17 protein-coding genes, 1 tRNA gene and 1 riboswitch are annotated in these 16,627 nt (G+C 33.7%); of the genes, 13 read left to right on the forward strand and 5 right to left on the reverse strand.

The features are described from left to right. The first annotated feature begins 108 nt into the window (after positions 1-108). Positions 109-840 carry a hypothetical protein gene (locus tag DLK05_RS05375; RefSeq protein WP_127342985.1) on the forward strand — a complete coding sequence of 244 codons (732 nt, stop codon included), beginning with the start codon at positions 109-111 and terminating at the stop codon, positions 838-840. A 131-nt stretch (positions 841-971) separates the two neighbouring features. Then, a complete protein-coding gene (locus DLK05_RS05380) occupies positions 972-1,622 on the forward strand; it encodes an HAD family hydrolase (protein WP_127342986.1) in 651 nt (216 codons plus the stop codon). A gap of 4 nt (positions 1,623-1,626) precedes the next feature. Here the strand turns inward: DLK05_RS05380 and DLK05_RS05385 are convergent, their stop codons facing one another. Next, entirely contained in the window at positions 1,627-2,556 is a 930-nt protein-coding gene (locus tag DLK05_RS05385; protein WP_127342987.1) for a cation diffusion facilitator family transporter, read from the reverse strand. Positions 2,557-2,806: 250 nt separating this feature from the next. Further along, positions 2,807-2,952: riboswitch (molybdenum cofactor riboswitch) on the forward strand. 98 nt (positions 2,953-3,050) lie between these two features. Between DLK05_RS05385 and DLK05_RS05390 the strand changes: the two genes are divergently transcribed. The 7 genes from DLK05_RS05390 (at position 3,051) to DLK05_RS05420 (ending at position 8,780) form a co-directional block, all read left to right on the forward strand. Further along, positions 3,051-3,599, forward strand: a complete 549-nt coding sequence (locus DLK05_RS05390; RefSeq protein ID WP_127342988.1) for a hypothetical protein — start codon at positions 3,051-3,053, stop codon at positions 3,597-3,599. Continuing rightward, a complete protein-coding gene (locus DLK05_RS05395; protein ID WP_127342989.1) occupies positions 3,596-4,771 on the forward strand; it encodes a molybdopterin molybdotransferase MoeA in 1,176 nt (391 codons plus the stop codon). Before DLK05_RS05390 ends, DLK05_RS05395 begins: the two co-directional genes overlap by 4 nt. Next, positions 4,755-5,555, forward strand: a complete 801-nt coding sequence (locus DLK05_RS05400; protein WP_127342990.1) for a GTP 3',8-cyclase MoaA — start codon at positions 4,755-4,757, stop codon at positions 5,553-5,555. The genes DLK05_RS05395 and DLK05_RS05400 overlap by 17 nt, the downstream gene beginning before the upstream one ends. Positions 5,556-5,612: 57 nt before the next feature. Further along, positions 5,613-6,068, forward strand: coding sequence for a cyclic pyranopterin monophosphate synthase MoaC (gene moaC, locus DLK05_RS05405; RefSeq protein ID WP_127342991.1), 456 nt, complete (start codon positions 5,613-5,615; stop codon positions 6,066-6,068). 7 nt (positions 6,069-6,075) lie between these two features. Further along, positions 6,076-7,017 (forward strand): MOSC domain-containing protein, encoded by a 942-nt coding sequence (locus DLK05_RS05410; protein WP_127342992.1) that lies wholly within the window; start codon positions 6,076-6,078, stop codon positions 7,015-7,017. A gap of 150 nt (positions 7,018-7,167) precedes the next feature. After that, positions 7,168-7,252 (forward strand) — tRNA-Ser (locus tag DLK05_RS05415). A 310-nt stretch (positions 7,253-7,562) separates the two neighbouring features. Continuing rightward, positions 7,563-8,780: a site-specific integrase gene (locus DLK05_RS05420; protein WP_127342993.1), complete on the forward strand. Its 1,218-nt coding sequence runs from the start codon at positions 7,563-7,565 to the stop codon at positions 8,778-8,780. Between the two features lie 128 nt (positions 8,781-8,908). Here DLK05_RS05420 and DLK05_RS05425 read toward each other — a convergent pair whose 3' ends face one another. Next, positions 8,909-9,925, reverse strand: a complete 1,017-nt coding sequence (locus DLK05_RS05425) for a helix-turn-helix transcriptional regulator (protein WP_127342994.1) — start codon at positions 9,923-9,925, stop codon at positions 8,909-8,911. 85 nt (positions 9,926-10,010) lie between these two features. On the opposite strand from DLK05_RS05425, the gene DLK05_RS05430 reads away from it, so the two are divergent. From DLK05_RS05430 to DLK05_RS05445, 4 genes are read left to right on the forward strand one after another with little or no spacing between them, the layout of a single operon-like run. Beyond that, positions 10,011-10,826, forward strand: a complete 816-nt coding sequence (locus DLK05_RS05430) for an SMODS-associated NUDIX domain-containing protein (protein WP_127342995.1) — start codon at positions 10,011-10,013, stop codon at positions 10,824-10,826. A gap of 12 nt (positions 10,827-10,838) precedes the next feature. Beyond that, the gene (locus DLK05_RS05435; RefSeq protein WP_127342996.1) at positions 10,839-12,002 is read left to right on the forward strand and encodes a nucleotidyltransferase domain-containing protein; all 1,164 of its coding nucleotides are present in this window, start codon (positions 10,839-10,841) and stop codon (positions 12,000-12,002) included. A gap of 1 nt (position 12,003) precedes the next feature. Further along, the gene (locus DLK05_RS05440; RefSeq protein ID WP_127342997.1) at positions 12,004-12,399 is read left to right on the forward strand and encodes a type II CBASS E2 protein; all 396 of its coding nucleotides are present in this window, start codon (positions 12,004-12,006) and stop codon (positions 12,397-12,399) included. Between the two features lie 41 nt (positions 12,400-12,440). After that, entirely contained in the window at positions 12,441-13,181 is a 741-nt protein-coding gene (locus tag DLK05_RS05445) for a hypothetical protein (protein ID WP_127342998.1), read from the forward strand. 48 nt (positions 13,182-13,229) lie between these two features. Here the strand turns inward: DLK05_RS05445 and DLK05_RS05450 are convergent, their stop codons facing one another. The 3 genes from DLK05_RS05450 to DLK05_RS05460 are packed head-to-tail and all read right to left on the reverse strand — an operon-like array spanning position 13,230 to position 16,612. Then, entirely contained in the window at positions 13,230-14,219 is a 990-nt protein-coding gene (locus DLK05_RS05450) for a hypothetical protein (RefSeq protein WP_127342999.1), read from the reverse strand. A 25-nt stretch (positions 14,220-14,244) separates the two neighbouring features. Beyond that, positions 14,245-15,033, reverse strand: coding sequence for an HNH endonuclease family protein (locus DLK05_RS05455; RefSeq protein WP_127343000.1), 789 nt, complete (start codon positions 15,031-15,033; stop codon positions 14,245-14,247). After that, on the reverse strand, positions 15,020-16,612 hold the full coding sequence (locus DLK05_RS05460; protein ID WP_127343001.1) for an AAA family ATPase: 1,593 nt from the start codon (positions 16,610-16,612) through the stop codon (positions 15,020-15,022). The genes DLK05_RS05455 and DLK05_RS05460 overlap by 14 nt, the downstream gene beginning before the upstream one ends. Positions 16,613-16,627 lie beyond the last annotated feature (15 nt).

A 16,627-nucleotide genomic window follows, 5' to 3' on the forward strand; every position in this document is an offset into this window, starting at 1 on the left:
TCACCACACCTTTCTGGATCGCTCTTTTTCAGACGTTTAAGAAATTTTAATTAGAATCATTCCAAATTAATTTCGTAAATTGGAATATTATTCACTAAACTTATTATCATGAGAAAGAGAATTTTTGTATTGACTGCTATTTTGTTTTGTACCTTATTCACCTTTGCACAGAATGAGGAGGAAAAGACAACAACAGTAGTGGAAAGTATTTACATTTTGCCTAAACGTGGAATGACTGATCAGTTTGAAAAAGCTATTAAGGCACATAATACAAAATTCCATCCAGAGGGAGATTATGTAGCAGGATTACGTAGAATTGATTACGGAGACAAAGCTGGTTGGTACGTATGGATCATGGGACCAACAAACTATGCAGCAATTGATTCTCGTCCAGTAAATGAAAACGGACACTCTGATGATTGGGATAAAACCGTGGATCCTACAGTAGAAAAATATGGACCAGTTAATCTATGGAACCTGAATGATAAATTATCATTCGGAAAAGAGATCTTGATGAAATCTAAACATTATGAAGCTTGGGGAGTCATGCTTCGAAAAGGGCAACATTATCGTTTTGAAACCATTGCCAAAAAGCTGATGAAAACATCTAAGAATCTGGGATATGCATTTCTTGTTTTCAATAATCCAGTGCATACTCCCCACAGTCCAGATATAGGAATAGTATGGAATTTTAATAGCTATGCGGATTGGTCATCTGATACCGGTTTTAAAAAGGAATTTGAAAAACTATACGGTGAAGGTTCCTGGCAAAATATGTATACCGAATGGATGGATATTGTTGAAGATTACAATGCTGAACTTCGAACAATCATTCGATAAATTTACAAGATGAAATAACTTTTGTCAGATGGTGATATTCCATCTGGCAATTTTTATGTCTTTAAAATCAAAAAAAGCTCTTGGAATACAAAGCATGTTTATGGATATTTGCACAAACAAAATTAATTAACATGATTAAAGGAATTATTTTCGACCTTGATGGAACATTAGTGAATTCAATTGAAGACATAGCAGATTCGATGAATCAGGTATTATCGGAAAGATTATTTCCGACTCATGATTATGAAACTTACAAGACTTTCGTTGGCCGAGGAGTAAAAAAACTAGTTGAAAATTCTATCCCTGCAAATAGTAGAGATGATAAAACTCTAAGTGAATGTTTTAGAAGAATGATGGAAATTTATGATACGAACTGCATTTTAAAAACATCTCTTTATCCTGGAATTGCAGAACTTCTTTCCACTCTAAATAGCAAAGGAATTAAATTATCTATATTCAGTAACAAAGCAAATGAGCTAACTCAGAAAGTGGTGAAACATTTATTTGCCGATTGGAAATTCGAAAAAACAATTGGGTCTGGGGATGAAATACCAAGAAAACCGAATCCTAAAGGTGCATTATTTCTTAGTAATGAAATGAATATAAATCCCGACGAATTAATCTTCGTAGGAGATTCCGGAGTTGACATGGAAACTGCAAATAAAGCTGGGATGCATGCCGTTGGTGTACTTTGGGGATTCCGAGATATGGAGGAATTGCTTGAAAATGGAGCTCAAACCATTTTAAATCATCCAATGGAATTATTAAAATCTTTCGACTAATTTTTTAATGATGATGAGAATCTTCCTGGCTAACTATGCTTTCATCTTCACAAATGCCATTAATTTCGGGTTGTAAAGTAACATGATCGATATCAAAATCATGATTAAGAATATTTTCTAATTTCTGCAAGATTGTATTCACTTTACTAAGTTGCAGATCTTGATTAAAACTTATGTGAGCCTCAAAGTTTATATGTTTGTCATCTAATTTCCAAACATGCACATGGTGCATATTTTCTATTCCTTCAATGGATTTAATTCTTGCTTGAATATCATTCAAGTTAATATGTATTGGGGCAAATTGCATCAAAATCCGCACACTTTCCAAAACCAAACTCCAACTCGAAACAACCAAATAAAGTGCTATTCCAATAGAAAGGACGCTATCCACCCATGGAATATCCCATAAATACATCGCAAATCCTCCCAAAACTACTGCAATAGAGGAAATCATATCAGAGAGTAGATGAAGATAAGCGGAACGCATATTTATACTATGCTTAGCATCATTTTTCACTAAAAGTACACTCAATCCATTTAATAGGATGGACAAACCACCCAGTATCATTACCAGCCCTGGTTGAATAACCTCCGGATTTGAGAAACGTTGGATCGCTTCCTTGAGTAGAAAAAACGCAATTACAATTAAAGTAATTGCATTAATAAAAGCAGCCAAAATTTCAGCCCTTTTGTAGCCGAAGGTCTGTCTTGCAGTTTGTTTTCGCTCCGACAACTTACTTGCAAACCAACTAATAAGCAGAGCAAGAACATCCGAAAAATTATGCATCGCATCGGATAACAAAGCCAAACTACCGGAAACAAAACCGCCAATAACCTGCGCAACTGTGATTCCAATATTTAGAAGTATAGCAATTCCTAAATTTCGTCCCTTAAGTTCGCCATGGTGATGATGACTGTGATTGTGATCTCCCATAAGATTTTAGTTGTTTTGAAAGGTAAAGATAATCATCAAATACACTTTATATCAAACTAATTCTAAATAACTACTATCAAAAAGTAAATTTTGATCGGTGGAAAAAAAAGTAAACCCCTAATTAGATCACAAATCATTAATAATTCAAGCGTATTATTAAAAACCACTTTAAGTAATCCTACTGCATTTCAAGCAAACTCAGAATATATCCATATTTGTATATTCATTAATATTAATAACTTTAACTGATTTTTAAAATCAACTCCGAGTTTAGTATTTCTAAGCATTTTAATTTAAAATGTATGAACACTTGACCGATGGGTAATATATAGGAAACTTATTTGCCTCCCGAAGGATTTTATCCTAAAATTGGAAAGGAGATTTTGTGTTTAGAAATAATAGATAGATTCATTTATCTATTTTGCCATTGTATTCAATGGTATCCAAACTAAAACAGAAACCTCCTGCTTTATCAGAATGGGAGTTTTTTTGTTATGGAAGAGATTCGAAAAAATATACTTTTAATAGCTGGCACTGGCCGAAATGTTGGTAAGACATTGTTGGCATGCAAAATCATTGCTCATCTAAAGCAGTCTTATCCTATTGTCAGTATCAAAATATCTCCTCACTTTCATGAATTGAATACTGAAATCCTCAAACAAAACAACAACTTTCAAATAGCAGAAGAAAAAGAGCTAAATGGCAGTAAAGACAGCAATCGATTGCTTAGGGCTGGTAGCAAAAGAGTTTTTTACGTTCAAACCAAAGATGAATTTCTTGGAGAAGTACTTCACTTTTTTGATTCAACTATACCAAAAGGATCTGCACTTATTATTGAATCAGGCGGATTGGGTGAAATCATTCAACCCGGTTTATTTTTAGTATTAAATAAAAAAAACAACAAAAACATAAAACCCAGAGCCATTAGATACAAACAGATTGCCGATAAATGGATTGAATTCGACGGTAAAGAATTCAATGCTACCTATCAGAACATTTCGTTTAAAAATCAGGAGTGGGTAATAACAAAACAAACAACATGATTACTTTCAAAGAAGCATTAGAAACAGTAAAGCATGCAACTAAAAAGTTGGAGAAAGAACAAATAAATATCTCCAATTGTTTAAATAGAGTATTGGCCGAAGATGTTCATTCAGATATGGCTATTCCACCCTTTCATAAATCTGCAATGGATGGCTATGCTTGCAAACAATCTGACATCTCAAATTCCCTTGAAGTATTGGAGATTATCGCTGCTGGTACCGTACCAAAACATATAATTGGCAAAAATCAATGTTCCAAGATAATGACTGGAGCAATGGTTCCTGAAGGGGCTGATACGGTGATTATGATTGAACATACCGAACAAATTGATGATCATCATATCCGATTTGTAAAGAATAGCTCTAAATCCAATATTTGTATTAAAGGAGAAGATATTCAGGAAAATGAAGTAGTGCTGAGAAAAGGAACCAGACTAAAAGCACAACATATTTCGGTATTGGCAAGTATTGGATGTACAAAACCTCTTGTTTATAAACAACCCAAAGTGGCAATACTGGCAACGGGCAGCGAGTTGGTAGAACCCAATAAACAACCTAGCATTTCACAAATACGAAATATAAATTCATGGCACATACAAGCTCAACTTCAACGGATGCGAATTGATGGCAAATATTACGGTATTGTTTCCGATTCTAAGGAAGATACTAAGAAATTAATGGTAAAATGTTTGGAGGAAAATGATGTGCTTCTCATTTCGGGAGGTGTTTCCGTAGGTGATTATGACTATGTTCCTCAAATCTTAAAAGAATTAGGCTTCAACACTTGGTTTCATACAATTGCCGTAAAACCAGGAAAACACACTGTTTTTGCAGCTTGTAAAGGAAAATATGTTTTTGCTATGCCTGGTAATCCTGTATCCTCCTTTGTTCAATTCGAATTATTAGGGAAGCACTTATTGTATAGATTAATGGGATTAGATTATAAAGCACCAATGGTACGAATGCCCATTGCATCACATTTTAAAAGAAAAAAAACAGATCGGTTAGAATTTCTACCTGTTCGTTTTAATGCTAATAATCAAGTAGTACCTATTAGTTATCATGGATCTGCTCATATCAATGCTTTTACTCAAGCAAATGGAATTATGCTTGTTCCAAGAGAGGTAGATGAATTTATGGAAGGAGAATTTGTACATGTTAGACAAATTTAATAGAAACATTAATTATTTGCGCATCTCAGTTACGGATCGCTGCAATCTTCGCTGCACTTACTGCATGCCTGAGGAAGGGGTTGATTTAATCGCTCATGAGGATGTTTTAAGCTTTGAACAAATTATTGAATTTGTAAAAGAAGCTGTTTCACAGGGTATCAATAAAATAAGGCTTACCGGAGGGGAACCTCTAGTGCGTAAAGGAATCCTTGATCTGGTAAAAAAAATAGCTAGTATTGAAGGAGTGGAAGATCTTGCTATGACAACAAATGGAATCCTCTTATCTGAGTTTGCAGATGATTTAGTCAAGGCTGGGTTGAATCGTGTAAATATCAGCTTGGATACTATGGATCCAGAAAAGTATAAATCAATTACTCGAAAAGGGAATATTGAAGATGTTTTTTCTGGTATAAAAGCGGCTAAGATGGCAGGACTAGAACCTATCAAGATTAACTGCGTTCGTATGCAAGATACTGATTTAGATGATCTGGAAAAACTTCGAAATTATTGTAAATCAAACAATTTAGATTTAAGATTTATCAAACAAATGAATCTTGCCACTGGTGATTTTTCGATTGTGGAAGGTGGAAATGGAGGCAATTGTGTGGAATGCAATCGAATTAGACTTACTGCTAATGGAAAAGTAAAACCTTGTCTCTTTAATCCAAGTGAATTTGATCTTAAAACCCTTGGAGCAAAAGAAGCTATTGACAGATCGGTAAACGAAAAACCAAAGGCTGGTAGCAAAAATAAAAATGGTAGTTTTTACGGCATAGGAGGTTGATTATCATCTTCAAAATTGAAAATTTACTTTTTAAATTGAGTATTTATACAAATTAAAATGAGTCAATTTAGTCATATAGATAAGGAAGGAAAAGCCAACATGGTTGATGTGGGTGATAAAAATCCACAAATAAGAGAAGCCAAGGCAGAAGGATTCATTCAGCTGAATGATAAAACACTGAACTTAATCAGGGAAAACTCCATGAAGAAGGGCGATGTATTAACGGTAGCAGAAATTGCAGGGATTCAGGCAGCTAAAAAAACCAGCGATCTGATTCCTCTTTGTCATCCACTACAAATAACAAAAGTAGATGTAAAATGCACACTGCAAACCGATGGTATTTTGGTTAATACTCGCTTAAAATGTATCGGACAAACAGGTATAGAAATGGAGGCTTTAACGGCAGCCAGCGTAGCTTTGCTAACCATTTACGACATGTGTAAAGCCGTAGATAAATCAATGACAATGGGAAATATTAGTTTAATTGAGAAAACTAAAACCGATCTAAAATAACTAATAAATGAGCGAAAAAAAAGTATCTGTATTATCAGTTAATATTTCCGAGAAAAAAGGGATTATTAAAAAGCCAGTTGACTTTATTGAATTAAACTCTTTAGGAGTTGCCACAGATGCCCATTCGGGTAAATGGCATCGACAAGTTAGTTTGTTAGCAAAAGAAAGTATTGATAAATTTTCCAAAGAGGCTAATCGGGAGATTCAATTCGGAGAATTTGCCGAAAATATTACCACAGAAGGACTTTTGTTGTATCATACTGCTCCTTTAGATCGATTTATCTTTGGCGATATCGAACTAGAAGTAACTCAAATCGGAAAAAAATGCCATGGAGATAATTGCAGTATTTTCCGCGAAATTGGAAACTGTGTAATGCCCAAAGAAGGAATTTTTTGTAGAGTAATAAATGGGGGACAATTAAAAGCAGGAGATACTCTAAGCTACCAAGCTCGGATTATTAAAACCATGATAATTACATTGAGCGATCGTGCCAGTAGAGGCGAATATGCAGATAAAAGCGGTCCGTTGGCCGAAAAACTATGTGAGGATTTTTACAAATCGCGTAACAGACATTATTCAATTGAGAAATTTATAATACCTGATAAGGAAGAAGAACTTGATAAACTACTGGAAAAAGCGAAGGAAGAATCATTCGATATTGTATTTACAACCGGTGGTACGGGAATTGGTCCTAAGGATATCACCCCCGAGGTGGTTCAAAAACATATCACTAAGGAAATTACCGGAATTATGGAACTCATAAGGGTAAAATATGGAATGGAAAAACCAAATGCTTTAGTAAGTAGAGGTATTGCAGGTGTAATGGATAAAACTTTAGTTTATACTATGCCGGGAAGTCCGAAAGCCGTAAATGAATATTGTTCCGAGATTTTTAAAACTATTGAACACTCTTTGTACATGCTAAATGAATTGGATTTACATCAATAGATTACTTCAACCATTCTGATAGATTTACCTAAGATTTTCAATTTCAGAATGCTATAATTTAGATTTCGTTTTCAGTATTATCAGTACCAAAATAATGCGGTTGAAATTTTTGGAAACTAATTTTTTATTCTACATTTGCACCCGTCATCAGGAGAGATGGCAGAGTGGTCGAATGCGGTGGTCTTGAAAACCATTGTACTGCAAGGTACCGGGGGTTCGAATCCCTCTCTCTCCGCAATTTAGGAATCATCCTAATCCAAAAGACTGTAAATCTACTGATTTACAGTCTTTTCTGTTTTCACCCAATTCATTCTATTGCAGATAAAACCAATAGATAGGTGAACACTCTGGTGAACAGATCAACTCCCTCCCCTTGTTCACCGAAATCCATACAACAAACTGAATCAAAACACATTAAACGGTATTATCCACGAAATTAAATTTGAAAAGCTGTTCGTTTTTCATTAAATTTACTAAGTATTATCGCTTCTATTTCATAAATCCTTTAAAAAAGTTTGCCTCATATGATCTAATAATACAATCACATGAATACATTTTCAACATTAAACGTTAGTTTTCTCATTAGAAAAAATAGATCTAATAAGCTCGGAGAAGCTCCTATTTACATCCGTTTCTCTATAGATAACGAACGTGTTGAAATCTCGACAGGCAGGCATATTAAGCCTATAGACTGGAATAGTAAGCTGAATAAGGCGATTACTAAAAAGAAAGGTGCTGGACAACTCAATAAATTTTTAGATGTCTTAAAAAACAGCATTTATGACCACCATACTGAGATGGTGAAAAATGGTGAGCTTATATCTGCCAAGAAATTAAAGGCTAGATTTTTGGGTACAGAAGAGGAAAAAAGAACCTTAATCCAAGTTTTTGAGTATCACAATAAACAAATGGGAGAATTGCAAGGCATAACGTATGCTCCTGCAACTGTAAAAAGATACATCACAACACTTGATCATGTTAAAAGATTTCTAAAGCATCAATACAGTTTAAATGATATTCCTTTATCCCGTCTTAAATACGTATTTATTATTGACTTTGAACACTACTTTAAAACTGTTCGAAAATGCAATAACAACAGCACCTATAAATATTTGAAAAATATGCGCAAGGTTATCAATCTGGCCATCAGAAATGAGTGGTTGGATAAAGATCCTTTTGCAAAATATCAAACCAAATTAATAGAGGTCAAAAGAGAATGCCTTAACAAAGAAGAAATACAGAGTCTTGAGAACCTAAAATTATCCTTTCCTCGCTTAGATGTTGTCAGAGACATTTTTGTTTTCTCATGTTATACGGGACTTGCTTATATAGATGTTTCAAATCTTACCCGAGAAAATATACGAGTTGGAATCGATGGTAATTTATGGATTTTACTGGAACGTGAAAAAACAAAAACACCATCAAACATCCCTATACTTCCTCAGGCTCACAATTTAATTAAGAAATATGTTGATCATCCAGCAAAGAAAACGGAGAACCATATTTTCCCAAGTTTTAGCAATCAAAAACTAAATGCTTATTTAAAAGAATTAGCAGATCTGGCATCTATTGATAAAAATTTAACCTTTCATATCGCAAGGCATACTTTTGCTACAACTATAACTCTTGCGAATGGCGTTCCCATTGAATCAATCAGCTCAATGCTTGGTCATAAGAATATTCGAACCACTCAAATCTATTCAAAAGTAGTTAATGAAAAGGTTAGCAAAGACATGGATAAATTAAAAAGAAAGCTTCGATAAAATTTCAGACATACTGCCCTTTATTCACAATAGCTGATAAGAATTCCTTATTTAGATGTTTTCTTATATAATTTGAGTTCTATTGATAACTATACTTAAAATGAGAACATCATTATCATCTTGGATAATTACATATTCACAGAAGCATTATACATTTTACTGGCAGATTCCAACTTTGATGCTAACTCATCTCTTATCAAATCAGGTGATAGAATTCTAATCGATTCACCAAAGCTTAATATTATTGAATAGAATTCATAATTAGGAATCAAATTTAGAGTTATCTTCATACCCTTTTCATCTTCACTCAATATCTTTTGCGAATTATGAATAGGTTTCGTCTTAATGTATGGCATTAATTTTTTTGATACCCAGATATTAATCTGCTGTAATTCATGATCAGCAATTCTAGTAATACCAATTATATCTTTAAACCGATCTCTAATTGACTTATTATCTACTTCTCTAAATTTAACACCAACTACTTCTTCTATATCAAGAATTCGATCCAAAGAATAAGTGGTTATAAGCTTATGAGTTTCACAATAGGAAATTAAATACCATCGGTGTCGATATTGTTTTAGATAGTAGGGATGGACTATATATTCCTTTGACTCTTGAGACTTAAACGAATGATACAATACTTTAATAACCTTTTTATCTTTTATTAACTTGTACAAAGGAGTAAGAAACTCTGCCCCCTTTACAATTTGCTTTTCAAATTCGATTATCTGTTCATTTTCATCATTATGAATACTATAACCTAAAATTTTCTCCTGTACCAAAGATAACTCATGATGAATTGGAAGCTGCTTAAACTGAGACAAAACCGTTATTGCATTATCAATAACCTCTATATCCACATCACTCAAATTATCTTTCTGAATCGTAAAATCTGGATCAGTATAAATGTATGCTCCGTTTATACACTCAATTGGAGCATTATACCCTCGAGGCCATTCAGATTTCATGGTCTTAATATCACTATAGAAGGTAGAATCGGAGATTCCTTCAATTCCATGTTGCTCGTATAACTTCTGATTAATACAATCAATCAATTTTCCCTTCGTCCATTTATTGCATTTATTACATAGACATGAATCAATTACTTGATGACGAAATCCTGGAATTGATTTTTTTATCATGAAAAATAAAATTTAATTTTTGACTGTAGCTATTCTGGAGTCACGCTACTGATATTTGTATAAAGTTATATGAATAATTAAGCAAATGAAAGAAAGCTACTCCAAAGTTATAAACTTAATACTTGCAATTCTATTAGGTATAGTTTCGCAATTAGTTGCAGATACAGAAACGCAAAATTTATTTTTAGCAGGGTGTTTTGCCACCGGCTTAGCAGCTATAACCAACTGGTTGAGCTGGGGATTAGAAAACAGATCTTTACTACGAACCTTAGTACAAGCATTATTTATCCGAAGATTAAGACTATCCTGTAGCTATCTGTATAAGATCGAAGTGGAAGATAAATATCTACTCGTACAAAGTCGAAAACACAAAAAATACCAGCCTGTAGGTGGAAATTTTAAAAGAGGAATTTATTCCAATTCATTTTTAAATAAGCTCGAAGTTGAACCTGATGATAAGTTTACAAATGACGGACGTTCGAAAGATGATTTGCGACTTCACATTAAAGGATATCGATTTGGGAGATTTTTGAGGTGGTATAATCAGCCGAATAAAGAACGTGAAGTCAGCTACGACAGAGAATTTTACGAGGAGCTAATAGAAAGCAGAATCCTACCCAAAATATTATTCCCCTATCCTATTGTCAATTTTAGAAAACAGATTGTGACTCAAGTAAAGTATTCTGAGCACTTAAATTGTAAGGAGGTTCACATTTATGATATTATTGAACTAGTACCTACTACAGAACAATTGGAATATTTAAAAGAAATGCAAGCTCAATCTGAATCAAATGATTTTAAATGGGTCGATGCGAATGTAATCAGAAGTCAAGGCTTTCGACCAGATTTAAAAACAACACCATTTCCAATCACAGACCACAGTGCAGAAATATTAATCTAAAAAACATATAAAATGAGAAAGCTAGTTACCGAAGACAGGAAAGCCTATTTGGATGATATTCTGAAGCGAATTACTGAAACGCTACAATTAAATGACTCGAGAAGACAACTCGTTGAAGAACGCTACAAGGCCGTTAGTACCTTTATTGAAGAATCCCCGGGGGTATTCTATGATGCCAAGATTTATGCTCAAGGCTCTTACCGACTTGGGACAACAGTAAAGCCCAGACAAGGTGAAGAATATGATTTGGATTTCGTTGTTCAAATAAATAAAGATTGGCGTAAAATACCATTCCAAAAAATTCATAAGGATTTTAAAGAACTGATGGAGTCCAATGGAAATTGGGATAAACTTGTCAAGGAAAAATCAAGATGCATCCGTCTAGATTATGCTGATGAATTTCATATGGATATCATTCCGACTTGTACAGAAAATCATCTCAGAGATGAAAATCGCATCATGGCACCAGATAAGAAAGAACGCAGTTGGGTTATTAGCAATCCTGCAGGTTATGCCCAATGGTTTGAGAAAAAATATATATCTCAAACATCCATCTATCTGCATAATTTCTACGAAGGTATGGAAATCAGAGCCGCACAAGAATTACCTAAAGATGATCCTAATCACTTAAAACAACCACTGCAACATGCGGTACAGCTCATTAAAAGATACAGAGATGTCTATTTTGACGGAAAGGAGAAACTAGCTCCATCAAGTATCGTACTCACTACTCTGGTTGGACAGATGTACCAAGGAGAAAGTTCCATTTATGAAACTATTAATAAAATTGTTGAGCGATTTGATTTGGCCGTAATGAAGGACAAACGATTTTTTAGACAATTTCATATTTCAAATCCTGTATTATCAGAAGAAATATTCACCAAGGAATGGGATGATAATCCTCGCTTATTTCAAGAGTTCCTATTGTTCATGAAATCGTTGCGAGAATTTTGGATGCAACTGAACACATTCCAAGGTGAGAACCTATTCGAATTGTTTAAATCAAACTTTGGAACAGGAGCCTTTGAAAATGCAATGAAAAAACAAGGTGAGTTTGTACAGAGAATGAGAGACAAAGGATTAACCGGAGTTCAAGTTGGTAGCGGAATGGCTAGTACAGTATATGGTCAAGACAAACAAAAAGACAAGCCTAATAAATTTCACGGAGGATGTTAGTATGGGAATTTCAATATTTAAACAATTAAAGAAAATCGACCAGACCTATAATAATTGGTCTGGGAAGATAAATTTTCGAAAATTATTGGTTGTTCATGGGAAAGTAAAACCAACAGCTGTCAGTCCAGAGTATGATGTCCGTATTACGTATTGGCAAAACAAACCACCTATCATAGAAGTATTATCTCCAAAGTTGAAAATTAGAAAAGGAAAAAAAACTCTACCTCACGTTTACCACTCGGATCAACTATGTCTTTACTATAAAGATTTCAATATTCGTACTGATTTCCTTGCCGATACTATCATAGTCTGGATAACATGGTGGCTCTACTACTACGAAATTTGGTATCAAACTGGAGAGTGGGTTGCACCTGGCACCCATCCTGAACGCTGGTAATAAAAAAACAGCCTATTTTTTAAAACAAAAACACTAAACATATGATTACAACAATAGTTTCTTTGACTTTAGTACTTTTCATTATTTTAATAATTCATTCAATTTTCCCCTTTTTGAAAAAATTCGATAATCTATTTCAAATTACATTAACTGTTTCAGGCACTTTCTTAGCAATAGTTATGGGTTTTTATTTTAGTAGAATTGAAAACACAACAAAAGAGCATACCAAAACGGTTGAGCTTATTGAAGCAGGTATGGAAGATATTAAAACATGTCAATCTTTATTAGGAACTGGCTATCTAACAGAATTAGCCAAATATGATGGGAAATACAGACAAAATCAGAATGTAACCTATATGGGAAATAGTTTAGGTGTCACCTATCCCTTCCCAGCTTTCCTTGAGGGATTTTGCAAAAATGAGCTATTGATAAGAAATACGTCTTTCCCAATGCAAAGTAGTATTCAATATGCATTGCACAACATGAATAATACAGTTCGCTTTATGAATGAAAATAATCGTTACAAAGGAAATAAAGATGAACAATTTTTACGGGATTATAGGGATTATTATAGCTTTTTCAGTTACTGCTACCAAATTTTAAAATTAGAATTAGATCACATCAAAAAAGATACACAAATAGATAATAATGAATATAAACTACTAACAGAAAAGATGGTTCGTTTTACTAGAAACAATCATCTGAACGTGTTCTTAAATCTTGATTTTGTAGAACATATTGCTGTACCAAGTGAACTACTTGATAAAAATCAACTAAAATAATAGGAATTTATTTATAGAAATTTAACTCTGACAGGTGCAGTCACGCTGTCAGGTTAAATTAAGAGAAGTTTCTAGACACCGTCCTGCAATTTTATTATTTGCCTCATAAGACTCCCATGCAAAGTATTCATTTAGTTTTTTACTTAGCACAGCATAATGCATTGTACTAAGAGGATTCTTATGAAATTCAATTGTTTTATGGACTTCCAACTCAGTCGTATTCTTTTTTGAGGGCATGATGAATACTTCTTCCCTCGTTTCTGTGTCAGTTCCTGAAAGAATGTTGTTGGAAATATTAAAACCCTCGATTGATAAAATCAAACTATCAGGACATTCCATCCCTGTTTCTGTAAATTTTATTTCTGAACAAAAAGACAAAAACAATAGCATTAATCTACCTTCCAGATAAGCTATTGCCTGTACCAATTTGTAATGAATCGTTTTTCCATTTCGAAACAGATGGACAGTTACATTATTGAGTTTTGCTACCTTAGGTTGATAAAATTCTAACTTGCTTTTTCTTTCTTCCAATATCTCTTTGGGAAGAAATATTTCATTAAAACAATTGTGAAGATCTAAAAGCTTTCGTCGAAATAGAATCGTTCCTTGATTACTTGTTTCAGGGTGCATAAAATAGTTGCGTATTTTACGAATACTATGGTAGGCTTCCTTATCGTGAGTAACATATTTCCCATTGCAAAGCCAATCAATTAGATTATTCAGATTAGGGCTTATTTTTCTACCTCTCTCGTCCTTCCCCTTAAAATCCTTCCATTCCTGATCAGTGACTTCCTTATACTTTAATTTGAGAGCCATTTCAAACATTCCAAGCAACTTGCGTAGAGCCTCATCGAACATTGGGTAATGAAAATAGCTTGAAGCCAAGATGTATTCAACAACTTCATAGTCTTTCACTATATCATCCGGCACAAGAGAATGAAAACGGCCCTTGATGACATAGTTTTGGATGAATTCTTCGTGAGTTTGAGTATTTTTAAAAGAAGACCAAGTTGAGTCTGGAGTGGTGAATTTTTGCATAAAAATGATAAGAAATAAACTACACTTATAACAAACCTCTCTTGATATTTTCCCTAATCATACCTGAGAACGGTTCATGATCGTCTATCGCAGTTCTAACAAATTCGATAGCATCATCAATCTCAACTTGTGTTATTTGCTGGTCAGGGGATAGTCTTTGGGCAATTATTTTCATTGCTTTATATAACCTTAGGCGCTCCTTTCTACCAGAAATAAGATCATATCTTTGATCTAAACCTAGGATTTCAATTGTTTGCTCTCCTCTAAAATTATTATTCACAGCAATAGGATTATCCAAATTAAAAGAAATAAATATAGATGGATCTTCTTCTGCTGGGTTTATAAGAACTGGCAATTCATTTCTGTAATCATCCAAATGAGTTTTAGCTCTATAACCATTCATCAAAGGAAATAAATTCCCCTTTCTTTCAGACTTGTTGCAGTCATCACATGATAATAACATGTTTTCCCAATAATAAGCTAGCCAATAATAACCTGGTCTTATTAATGAATTACGTTTAGCCACCTTATAAGCCTCCTTGGGTCTAAAATGCTCAATAGCACCACTATCGATTGGTTTTTCACAATAGCAACATTTAGGACCTTGAGCATCTCTCAATTGTTTCTTAAATTTTGCATAACCATAAGCTTGGGTGAATTTATTCTTATCCTTAAGAAAATCCACCAAACCTGAGTTATATTTTTTTATTAGAGCTAAAGTAAATACTCTCCATTTTTGTTGATTGTAATTAGGGTGAGAATTGCTAGTAAACTTTACTACAGGAGGAGAACTTTGTTTATTAATCTTTATCATCGCCTTTATTTATTCTAAGAGCTATATTATGAATTGTATTTAGTGCTTTCACATCACGAATAGTCTCTCCTGTTGGGAATACATCTTCAGTTTTTGATATCTCTTTTAAGCCAGCTATATCCTCCACACTTAAATCCGTTTTGGACAGGAGCAATTCTCTCTCCTTCATGAATTCATCTGTTGACGGGGGTCTTGAATTCTCCAATCCGAAATACTTGCTCATCATCACATGATCAATTCTCCAATTGGCTATTCTGTGGGGATCCTTTAAAACAGTAATCTTATTGTTTTCATCTTTTTTAAAAAGAAAGACGTCTGCTTTATCGGCAGCTTGAACAATCAGGGGACTATGGGTTGCTACAATGATGTGACTATTCTCGTTTTTCTTATTGAAGTCATCCAGCAAACGTACGTAATCACGCTGCCATTGAGGATTTAGGTGAGTATCTGGTTCGTCTAAAAGAAATAAACAATCCTCTTTGCCAAAAATTAAAAGTAACCCCAACACAGTTAATAATTGCTGCTCTCCTTCACTTAATTGAATAAATTCAAAAGGCGTGGAAATCCCTTCCTTTTTCACCCTTAAACTTAATTTATTAAATATATCAATCTTCTGAATCATTGTGGATTCAATAGCGTCAAAAAAATCAAGAGGTGATGGAAATTCTTTTTTAACATCATTGTATAGCTCTTTTAATCTTATTCTATCAAACTCAAGCTCCTCTCTCTTTTCATCAGTATTGAGACCTGCCAATGGAACACCATAATCAATTTGATGATCGTATAAGACTGTCAGTAATTTGTCAATTTTACCAGCCAGGTTCCAGAAGGGAAACTCAACTTCAGAATTGATATTCTCAACTATCAATTCTATACTCTTATTAACACCACCAATATCTTCAACTTGCCACGAAGGTTGTTTGAAATGCAAAGACAAATTTTTGATTTCTTCTATTTGAAGATAGTTTTCAAATAAATCTTCAACACTACTATTGAATTCATTTTCATCACTTTCAAAGAATCTATAAACTATTAGAACAAATAAGATAAGTTGACTGTGATGATTTTCAGAAAAGTACAAATTACGGAATGAACTAATCGTATCAGCCCCCTGCATAGATCTATAGAGCAAATCATATTGTTTCTCTTCATGTACCTTAATAATATCACGTACACGCTTATTTTCACCGGAATAATAACCTATAATATATTTAGGAAGGTATTTTTCTTTTCTGTTCTTGATAAAATCGCGAAATGTAATCTCTTGATACTCGCCCACTGTGTTCCCCTTCCAAACCTCAAACACGTTAGATTTACAAACGATCTTTAAATCATTACCTCGGCAAGAATATTCAATTTCATATTCGAAGCGATCATTAGGATTTGACCAAACTTCAAATTGTTCCTCTTTAGTTAGTAAATCTAAATCTCTAAAAATTAAAGCTAAGATTTCAATTAAGTTGGATTTACCTAAACCATTCTTTCCAACAAGTAGAGTGATTAGGTGATTGGAATCAAAATTTAGAGTTAAATCCTCAATATTCTTATATTCCGAAATCCAAAGGCTATGTAACTTCATTATTAATGGTTTGTA

Origin of the sequence: Ancylomarina longa (genome assembly GCF_003996985.1) — a bacterium.
GTDB classification, from domain to species: domain Bacteria; phylum Bacteroidota; class Bacteroidia; order Bacteroidales; family Marinifilaceae; genus Ancylomarina_A; species Ancylomarina_A longa.

What these genes read in the sequence shown, in the direction of transcription:
- DLK05_RS05375 (WP_127342985.1), top strand. Translation starts at nt 109, where the DNA reads ATGAGAAAGAGAATTTTTGTATTGACTGCTATTTTGTTTTGTACCTTA.
- DLK05_RS05380 (WP_127342986.1), top strand. Translation starts at nt 972, where the DNA reads ATGATTAAAGGAATTATTTTCGACCTTGATGGAACATTAGTGAATTCA.
- DLK05_RS05385 (WP_127342987.1), bottom strand. Translation starts at nt 2,556, where the DNA reads ATGGGAGATCACAATCACAGTCATCATCACCATGGCGAACTTAAGGGA.
- DLK05_RS05390 (WP_127342988.1), top strand. Translation starts at nt 3,051, where the DNA reads ATGGAAGAGATTCGAAAAAATATACTTTTAATAGCTGGCACTGGCCGA.
- DLK05_RS05395 (WP_127342989.1), top strand. Translation starts at nt 3,596, where the DNA reads ATGATTACTTTCAAAGAAGCATTAGAAACAGTAAAGCATGCAACTAAA.
- DLK05_RS05400 (WP_127342990.1), top strand. Translation starts at nt 4,755, where the DNA reads ATGTTAGACAAATTTAATAGAAACATTAATTATTTGCGCATCTCAGTT.
- moaC (WP_127342991.1), top strand. Translation starts at nt 5,613, where the DNA reads ATGAGTCAATTTAGTCATATAGATAAGGAAGGAAAAGCCAACATGGTT.
- DLK05_RS05410 (WP_127342992.1), top strand. Translation starts at nt 6,076, where the DNA reads ATGAGCGAAAAAAAAGTATCTGTATTATCAGTTAATATTTCCGAGAAA.
- DLK05_RS05420 (WP_127342993.1), top strand. Translation starts at nt 7,563, where the DNA reads ATGAATACATTTTCAACATTAAACGTTAGTTTTCTCATTAGAAAAAAT.
- DLK05_RS05425 (WP_127342994.1), bottom strand. Translation starts at nt 9,925, where the DNA reads ATGATAAAAAAATCAATTCCAGGATTTCGTCATCAAGTAATTGATTCA.
- DLK05_RS05430 (WP_127342995.1), top strand. Translation starts at nt 10,011, where the DNA reads ATGAAAGAAAGCTACTCCAAAGTTATAAACTTAATACTTGCAATTCTA.
- DLK05_RS05435 (WP_127342996.1), top strand. Translation starts at nt 10,839, where the DNA reads ATGAGAAAGCTAGTTACCGAAGACAGGAAAGCCTATTTGGATGATATT.
- DLK05_RS05440 (WP_127342997.1), top strand. Translation starts at nt 12,004, where the DNA reads ATGGGAATTTCAATATTTAAACAATTAAAGAAAATCGACCAGACCTAT.
- DLK05_RS05445 (WP_127342998.1), top strand. Translation starts at nt 12,441, where the DNA reads ATGATTACAACAATAGTTTCTTTGACTTTAGTACTTTTCATTATTTTA.
- DLK05_RS05450 (WP_127342999.1), bottom strand. Translation starts at nt 14,219, where the DNA reads ATGCAAAAATTCACCACTCCAGACTCAACTTGGTCTTCTTTTAAAAAT.
- DLK05_RS05455 (WP_127343000.1), bottom strand. Translation starts at nt 15,033, where the DNA reads ATGATAAAGATTAATAAACAAAGTTCTCCTCCTGTAGTAAAGTTTACT.
- DLK05_RS05460 (WP_127343001.1), bottom strand. Translation starts at nt 16,612, where the DNA reads ATGAAGTTACATAGCCTTTGGATTTCGGAATATAAGAATATTGAGGAT.